This window comes from Vibrio sp. 1249-1 (assembly GCF_033340495.1).
Map to the genome: position 1 here is coordinate 1 of NZ_JAWOWJ010000577.1, position 687 is coordinate 687.

The window sequence follows — 687 nt, forward strand, 5'->3', positions numbered from 1 at the left end:
TAACCCGGCGTGGTTAATGTCAGATGCCCCGTGTCACGCGCGGTGGATTCTTTCAAGCTGTCGTAGGTATAAAGGCCAAAACCACCTGCGCTGGTCAGCGCAAAAATTGCAATGGCGATGATCAGCATCGACAACAAACTGCGTCGGCGATTACGTTGTAGGTTCAGCCAAGCAAGGCGAACCGAAACGGGAATTAGCTTGCCCATGAGACCTCCTTCACACTGGCGTGCGTTTGGATGATTTTGCCGTCCACCAGCTCGATGGTGCGATCGCAGCGTGATGCCATGCGAGGGTCGTGAGTGGCGACAATGAAGGTGGTACCAAACTCGTGCCCGAGCCCTTTCATGATATCGATGACTTTGTTTGCGGTTTGGCTATCGAGGCTTGCTGTTGGCTCGTCGGCAATCACTAATGCAGGTTTGTGAACCAAAGCGCGAGCAATCGCTACCCGTTGCTGCTGACCACCAGACAAGTTATCGGGCATGTGATGGATGAATTCGCCCAGCCCCACATGTTCCAACATTTGTGTGGCAAGTTCGGTTTGTTCAGTTTTTGCAAAACCGTTGAGATGCAACGGATAAGCGACGTTCTCCAAAGCCGTCACGACTGGCACCAAATTGAATTTTTGAAATATAAAACCCAGCTTTTCACGGCGCATTTTCGCAGCCTGCATTTGTCCACTCGGGT

1 protein-coding gene and 1 pseudogene are annotated in these 687 nt (G+C 51.7%); both read right to left on the reverse strand.

What is annotated here, in order from left to right; genetic code table 11:
- Positions 1-206: pseudogene (locus tag R7Z50_RS27715) on the reverse strand (ABC transporter permease); the annotation flags it as partial.
- Positions 194-687, reverse strand: a 494-nt coding sequence (locus tag R7Z50_RS27720; RefSeq protein ID WP_318149784.1) for an ABC transporter ATP-binding protein, incomplete at its 5' end; no start/stop codon positions are given. The pseudogene R7Z50_RS27715 and the gene R7Z50_RS27720, both read right to left, overlap by 13 nt.